The 8789-nt window shown below is 43.8% G+C and carries 2 protein-coding genes; both read right to left on the reverse strand.

The genetic code is table 11. The features are described 5' to 3' along the window. Nucleotides 1-13 precede the first annotated feature (13 nt). Nucleotides 14-6877 carry an accessory Sec-dependent serine-rich glycoprotein adhesin gene (locus tag H7T98_RS10020; protein ID WP_201061831.1) on the reverse strand — a complete coding sequence of 2288 codons (6864 nt, stop codon included), beginning with the start codon at nucleotides 6875-6877 and terminating at the stop codon, nucleotides 14-16. A 272-nt stretch (nucleotides 6878-7149) separates the two neighbouring features. Next, a partial coding sequence (locus H7T98_RS10025) for an LPXTG cell wall anchor domain-containing protein (protein ID WP_201061833.1) occupies nucleotides 7150-8789 on the reverse strand: 1640 nt, incomplete at its 5' end.

Raw genomic sequence — 8789 nt, forward strand, 5'->3', positions numbered from 1 at the left:
CACGTCCTGATGTTTATACTTCTTTCGGCGCCCAGTGAGATCTCGAGGGTGATGAACTTTGTGATGCTGATTCTGATTTTGAATCTGATTGTGATGTTGATGTTGACGCACTTTCTGAAGCTGAGACTGAATTTGACTCCAACTGTGATGTTGATGTTGATGCACTTTCAGATGCTGATGTTGAGTTAGATTCAGACTGTGATGTTGATGTTGATGCACTTTCTGAAGCTGAGACTGAATTTGACTCGGATTGTGATGTTGACGTTGACTCACTCTCTGAAGTTGAAACTGAGTTTGACTCAGATTGTGATGTACTTACTGATGCACTTTCTAACGCAGAAACTGAAGTTGACTCGGATTGTGATGTCGATGTTGATTCACTCTCGGAAGTTGAAACTGAATTTGATTCTGATTGTGAAGCTGATGCCGATTCACTTTCTGAAGTCGAAACTGAGTTTGACTCGGATTGTGATGTTGACGTTGATTCACTCTCTGAAGTTAAAACTGAGGTTGATTCTGATTGTGACGCTGATGTCGATTCACTTTCTGAAGTCGAAACTGAGTTTGATTCGGATTGTGATGTTGACGTTGATTCACTCTCTGAAGTTGAAACTGAGTTTGACTCGGATTGTGATGTCGATGTTGATTCACTCTCTGAAGTCGAAATTGAGTTTGACTCGGATTGTGACGCTGATGTTGATTCACTTTCTGAAGTCGAAACTGAATTTGATTCTGATTGTGACGCTGATGTTGATTCACTTTCTGAAGTCGAAACTGAATTTGATTCTGATTGTGACGCTGACGTTGATTCACTTTCTGAAGTCGAAACTGAGTTTGACTCGGATTGTGAAGCTGAGGTTGATTCACTCTCTGAAGCTGAAACTGAGTTCGATTCAGACTGTGATGCTGAAATTGATTCACTTACTGACGCTGACTCTGAGTTTGAAGCAGACTGTGATTCTGAGATTGATTCACTTACTGATGCTGATTCTGAATTTGAGACAGATTGTGATTCTGAAATTGATTCACTTACAGACACTGACTCGGAATTTGAAACTGATTGTGATTCTGAAACTGATGCACTCTCTGACGCTGATTCGGAATTAGATACAGACTGCGACTCAGACACTGACTCACTTGCTGAAGATGACTCGGAGTTTGAAGCAGACTGTGATTCTGAAACTGATGCACTTTCTGAAGCGGATTCGGAGTTTGATTCAGACTGTGATGCCGATGTTGATTCACTTAATGACGCTGATTCGGAGTTTGAAACAGACTGTGATTCTGAAACTGACGCACTTAATGAAGCGGATTCGGAATTAGACACTGATTGTGATTCTGAAATTGATTCACTTACTGATGCTGATTCTGAAGTTGAGACAGACTGTGATTCTGAAACTGACGCACTTAATGACGCTGATTCTGAAGTTGAAGCAGACTGTGATGCTGAAATGGATTCACTTAATGACGCTGATTCGGAAGTAGACACTGATTGTGATTCAGAAACTGATGCACTCTCTGAGACTGATTCGGAATTAGATACAGACTGTAATTCTGAAACTGATGCACTCTCTGACGCTGATTCTGAAGTAGACACTGATTGTGAGACTGAAACAGACGCACTTACATAGGCTGACTCGGAAGTTGAAACAGACTGTGAGGCTGAAAATGACTCACTTGTTGAAGCTGATTCTGAATTTGAAACAGACTGTGATTCTGAATTTGATTCACTTTCTGAAGTAGAAACTGAGTTTGACTCGGATTGTGATGTTGATGTCGACTCACTTTCTGAAGTTGAAACTGAGTTTGACTCGGATTGTGACGCTGACGTTGATTCACTTTCTGAAGTAGAAACTGAGTTTGACTCGGATTGTGACGCTGATGTCGATTCACTTTCTGAAGTAGAAACTGAGTTTGACTCGGATTGTGATGTTGACGTTGATTCACTCTCTGAAGTTGAAACTGAGTTTGATTCGGATTGTGACGTTGACGTTGATTCACTTTCTGAAGTTGAAACTGAGTTTGATTCGGATTGTGAAGCTGACGTTGACTCACTCTCTGAAGTTGAAACTGAATTCGATTCCAGCTGTGATGTGCTTTCTGATTCACTTTCTGAAGTTGAAACTGAGTTTGATTCGGAGTTTGACAATGATTGTGACATTGATGTCGACTCACTCTCTGAGGTAGAAACCGAATTTGACTCGGATTGTGATATCGATGTTGATTCACTTTCTGACGATGATTCGGAAGTTGAGACAGATTGTGATTCTGAAATCGACTCACTTGCAGATGCAGACTCGGAATTAGAAACTGATTGTGATTCGCTTACTGAAGCACTTTCTGACGATGACTCGGAAGTTGATACTGATTGTGATTCAGATACTGACTCACTTACAGAGGCTGACTCTGAGTTTGACACTGACTGTGATTCTGATACTGACGCACTTACAGAGGCTGACTCTGAATTGGATACTGATTGTGATGTCGACGTTGATGCACTTTCTGAAGCTGAAACTGAGTTTGACTCGGATTGTGATGCTGATGTCGACTCACTCTCTGAAGTCGAAACTGAATTCGATTCCAGCTGTGATGTGCTTACTGATGCACTTTCTGAAGCTGAAACTGAATTTGACTCGGATTGTGATGTTGACGTTGAGGCACTTTCTGAAACTGAGACTGAGTTTGACTCGGATTGTGATGTTGACGTTGATTCACTTTCTGAAGTCGAAACTGAGTTTGACTCGGATTGTGATGTTGACGTTGATTCACTTTCTGAAGTAGAAACTGAATTCGATTCTGATTGTGACGCTGAAATTGAGGCACTCTCTGAGGCTGACTCTGAGTTTGAGACTGACTGCGATTCAGATACTGACTCACTCTCTGAAGCTGACTCGTAATTTGAGATTGATTGAGAGATCGATGTTGAGGCACTTTCAGATGCTGATGTTGAGTTCGATTCAGACTGTGATGTTGATGTTGACGCACTTTCTGAAGCTGAGACTGAATTTGACTCCAACTGTGATGTTGATGTTGACGCACTTACTGAGGCTGATGTTGAGTTCGACTCAGACTGAGATGTTGAAGTTGATGCACTTTCTGAAGCTGAGACTGAATTTGACTCTAACTGTGATGTGCTCACTGATGCACTTGTTGAAGCTGATTCTGAATTAGAAACTGATTGTGACTCGGAAACTGAAGCACTCTCTGAAGCTGACTCACTTTGTGAGACGCTTGTCTTCAAAGACTCACTCAAAGAACCTGAAACACTCTCCGATTTCACGGCACTCAAAGATGTACTGGTTGAGGCTGATTGACTTTGTGAGACGCTTGTCTTCAAGGATTCACTCAAAGAACTTGAAACGCTCTCCGATTTCACGGCACTCAAAGATGTGCTTGTTGAAGCTGACTCACTTTGTGAGACGCTTGTCTTCAAGGACTCACTCAAGGAACTTGAAACACTTGCTGATTTCTCAACACTCAAAGAAGCACTCGTTGAAGCAGATTCACTTTGCGAAATGCTTGTCTTCAAGGATTCACTCAAGGAACTTGAAATGCTCGCCGATTTCACGGCACTCAAAGATGTGCTTGTTGAAGCTGATTGACTTTGTGAGACGCTAGTCTTCAAGGACTCACTCAAGGAACTTGAAATCCTCTCCGATTTCATTGCACTCAAAGATGTGCTTGTTGAGGCTGACTCACTTTGTGAGACACTAGTCTTCAAGGACTCACTTAATGAACTTGAAACGCTCGCCGATTTCACGGCACTCAAAGATGTACTTGTTGAGGCTGACTGACTTTGTGAGACACTAGTCTTCAAAGACTCACTCAAGGAACTTGAAATCCTCTCCGATTTCACGGCACTCAAAGAAGCACTCGCTGAGGCTGATTGACTTTGTGATTTTGAAACACTCTGTTGAGCTGATAAACTCAAGGAACTTGAGGTACTCTGTGACTTCACGACACTCAATGACGCACTCGCTGAGACTGATTGACTTTGTGATTTTGAAACACTCTGTTGTGCTGATAAACTCAAGGAACTTGAGACACTCTGTGACTTCACGACACTCAATGACGCACTCGTTGAAGCAGATTGGCTTTGTGATCTTGAAACACTCTGTTGTGCTGATAAACTCAAGGAACTTGAAACACTTTTTGAAGCAACCGTGCTCAATGAAAGGCTGGTCGACGCAGACTGCTTAACGGACTCACTTCGACTTTGAGAAATCGACTCCTGCTTAGACTGACTGGCACTTTGCGACACTGACTGGCTGTGATCACTATCCGACAATTTCACCGTCACAACATTCGTCGTACTGTCTTTATAAGTAATCGTTACCGTTCCATCGCTATTAACCGTATAAGACTTAATACGGTTGGCAACCTCTGGATTCAAGGCCGACACAGCCGCAATAATCTTGCTTTTATCTGCATCTGTTAAGGCAGTCAGGCTGGTCACCTGAATAGTGCTTGTCGGTGCCACACCCGGCGTACGATCTGCTAAGCGTCCCTGAGTAATACGAATCTCACCCAAGCCATTTGGACGGTTCATATTTGATGCATTGTCGATAGCAGCAACATTACGTTGCCATGTGTTTCGGAAGGAATGGTAAAGATCATCTTTCAAATGAATGGTCGCTGTGATGGTTGCAGGATTGTCACTCGTTGCTGTGATATCTCCCGTAATCGGTTCAATATTACCTGTTCCATACTGGCTACTACCAAAGAAATTTCCGTTCAAGGCATTGTCATCCAAGTCGGCTCTTGCAACAACTTTCATTTCTTTAAGCTTGCCACTGTCATCTGTAGCCGTGAAAGTCAAAACAGCATCATCGCCAGCATAGATGGTATAGTTTTTCCCACCACCTTCGAGAGGCGTAGACTTAGGTTCCACACCATCGACAGTCAACTTAGCCGTCACTTCAGGACGCGTCCCATCCGTTACAGCCACGGAATTGCTGGCATCTGAGTATACCGCATAATCATCATACATGATGCGAGCTTTGGCTGTTACACCACCTGTTTGTAACTTAACTGTCGGCGTCACAATCGCTTGACCCGAAGCATCTGCCACTGCTGTTCCTACTTCGTCGTCATTATTGTATAGAACGACTGTAGAACCTGGTTCAGCTCCTGTCACAGTTACAGGTGTCTGCGTGTAAGCCTTGTCCAATAATCTCGTTTCAACCGTTGGTGCTGCAAGTCGCTTCACTGGAGCCGTCACATCATTTGTGGTGTTATCTTTATAAGTAATGGTCACCACACCAGATGCTGAAACCGAATAAGATTTAAAGTCCTTTGAAGTGGCAATATTGGGGTTAGCAGTCTTAAAGGCCTCCCAAACCTTATCTTTTTCGGCTTGAGCGAGATTACTTGTGTCATTAACATAAGCCCCCGTTGTCACCGCCGTAATCGGGTTTCGAATGCCATCATTTTGTGGCAAAACCTGAATACGAAGCGTACGTGTCACTGACTGCCTAGCCGTATTAGTCACTACAAAAGAAACATTATAAATTTTCCCAGGCGTTACGACCCCTGTCTGCCCAACAGTCCCCACAATATTAAAGGCGACTGCACTATTTTTCAATGCAGAAGTCTGAGGTATGTTGATGCCATTCACTCGATCACTACCAGAAGCGTAGCCAATGCTTTTAATACTATTTCGTGTAGGAATGGTTTCAACAACATTATAAGCATGATTGATGTAGTCAGAGTTATAAACAGAAATCAAGGCATTGTTAGCCGGACCTAAATTATACTGGGGTGCACGAAGGTTGCTATTAGCATCAATGCGAGAACCATTACGAGGATCACGCTGACCAGATGTCGCACGAAGCACCGCATTGGCAAGACTATTTCTAGCCTGACGAGCCTGACTAATCGTAGGAGACACATCGCTATCACGATCAGCCAGACTGACACGAATGGCACCCAAGGCTTTATCTCCCTTGAGAATAGCAACATCCGTATTTGGCAAATCAACAGCTTGAGCTTTATAGGTATAAATGTCTAAGGCTAGATCTTTGAGACGCTTTTCTTGTTCTAAACGCTCAGCATCAGCCACAACCGAGGCAGCTAGTAGCCCAGTCGCCGTATCAGATAATTGGCGATTCGTTTGCACTTCAGATGTCAAGGAAGCGTTTAACAAGGTTGACTCTGAGATGACAAGGGACATCCCTACTTTAGTGTCGCTACTACTATCACTCTTGCTAACTGACTGAACAGATGTACTTGTACTATGCTCTGAACTTTCTCTAAGCGTACTCTCTGACAGACTATGTGAAGAGGAATCTGTCTGACTTACTGATTCCGACTTAGAAGTTAATGAAGCTGACAAGGAAGCAGAAAGCGAGGCACTCAATGACAAGGATGTCGATTTTGAAGCTAATTCAGAAGCAGACACTGATTGGCTGCGTGATAGAGACTCACTCAAAGAAGCCTCCGAAGTCTGACTTGACGCAGTTTCTGATGACTCTTGACTATTTACTTGACTCTCTTGAACACTGGACACAGACTCCATATTTCCAAGAACAATGGAATCAGATGTAGCCAAGAGATCAGTCTTAGCTCCTGCTTCACTTTCCAAAATCGGCTGATCAGTCATTTCATCCGCATGAGCTACTTGAGTCACAACAGAACCACCTAACAAGGCCCCCGTTGCAAGCACTCCCTTAAGCAGTGTCTGACCTGAAAAAGCAGGTGCATCCACCTCTACCTGATGGGCAGCAACAGACGGTGTATCCACGCCTCCTCTAAGCACCTTGAAAAGACCAAAATTCGACGTCGCCGCACGAAGCCAGTGCTTCCCTGACTTAACCAATTTAAAGCGTGTCACACGATCGGTTTCACGATATTGACCTTCATTCCTTCTAAAAAACATATAAACTCCATTTATTTTTGATTAAAACACTCCTTTAAATTTTATCATAAAATTAAGCAAAAAATCTCATTTCGAGATTGCTTTCTAGCGATTAATCCTTTCTTTCATATCTCTAAAAATACGATAATAATGGTAACCCTAAGACTTATTAAAACTATTTGTATTTTTAGAATATCAGACTAAAAAAATCCCCTACCAATTAGGAAATCACTCTAATCGATAGGGGATATTTGATTATCTCGCTAGAAGATAATGATTAAACTTACTAAGACTTAGAAGTCTTCACTTTCTTCTTCATCTTTCTTACGTTTAGCAAGAAAGGCGAGACCTGTTGCAGTTGCCAAAGCACCAAATGCCATTGACAATGATGAGTTTTCCTCACCAGTCTTAGGAAGCGCTTGGCTACCACGTTTATGCTTAGGATCTTTCACTTCAGAAGTTGATTCTGAGGCACTCAATGAGGCTGACACTGAAGCACTTACAGAGGCAGAGGTTGAAAGACTTGCTGAAGTACTCAATGATGTTGAAGCACTTGTGCTTTCAGAGGCACTCAAGAATGCTGATGTAGAAGCTGACTCAGATACTGAAGCGGATGCGCTCGATGACGCTGACGCAGATGTGCTTGCTGATTCTGACACAGACACACTTGCACTTTGTACTTCACTCAACGATACAGACTCACTTGCAGAAATTGAAGCACTTACAGAGGCAGATTGTGATTCACTCAATGAGACACTCAATGATGCTGACTCTGATTCTGAAACGCTTGATGATGTACTGATAGAATCTGAGGCAATGACGCTTTCAATATCCAGGCTTTCAAGTGATAGAATGGCTGGCTGACCTTTACTTGAAATTACAGAATTAGAAGCCGAAATAGAGGCGCTTGCTGACTCTGAAGAACTTGCTGACGCTGACGCACTTGCTGAAGCTGAGGCGCTTGCTGACTCAGATGCACTTGCTGACGCTGAGGCACTTACAGAGGCTGAGGCGCTTACTGACTCAAACGCACTTGCTGAGGCTGAAGTACTTGCTGAAGCCGAGGCACTTGCTGACTCTGATGTACTTGCTGAGGCTGATGTACTTGCTGAGGCTGAGGCACTTGTTGATTCTGAAGTACTTGCTGAGGCTGACGCACTTGTTGATTCTGAAGTACTTGCTGATTCTGAAGCACTTACTGAGGCTGACGCACTTGCTGATTCTGATGTACTTGCTGAAGCCGAGGCACTTACTGACTCAGATGCAGACGCTGATTCTGACGCACTTACTGAGGCTGATGCACTTGCTGATTCTGATGTACTTGCTGAAGCCGAGGCACTTACTGACTCAGATGCAGACGCTGATTCTGAAGCACTTACTGAGGCTGAGGCACTTGCTGACTCAGAGGCGCTTGCTGATTCTGAAGTACTTGCTGACTCAGATGCACTTGTTGATTCTGATGTACTTGCTGAAGCTGACGCACTTACTGACTCAGACGCAGACGCTGATTCTGAAGCACTTGCTGATTCTGACGCACTTGCTGATTCTGACGCACTTGCTGATGCTGACGCACTTGCTGACTCAGATGCACTTGCTGATGCTGACGCACTTGCTGATGCTGAAGCACTTGCTGAAGCTGACGCACTTACTGACTCAGAGGCGCTTGCTGATTCTGATGTACTTGCTGAAGCCGATGCACTTGCTGACTCAGAGGCGCTTGCTGATTCTGAAGTACTTGCTGAGGCTGAGGCACTTGTTGATTCTGAAGTACTTGCTGAGGCTGAGGCACTTGTTGATTCTGAAGCACTTACTGACTCAGACTCACTTGCTGATGCCGAGGCACTTACTGACTCAGACGCACTTGCTGAATCTGAGGCTCTGTCTGAGGCAGACCGACTTGCGCAGTAAGAGGAACGGGCTGTGGGAGGGCGGG

Source organism: Streptococcus sp. 23.2 (assembly GCF_016648665.1).
Lineage (GTDB): Bacteria > Bacillota > Bacilli > Lactobacillales > Streptococcaceae > Streptococcus > Streptococcus salivarius_E.

Bases quoted from the DNA above. Each gene is read 5' to 3' on its own strand.
- H7T98_RS10020 (WP_201061831.1), bottom strand. From the start codon at position 6,877: ATGTTTTTTAGAAGGAATGAAGGTCAATATCGTGAAACCGATCGTGTG.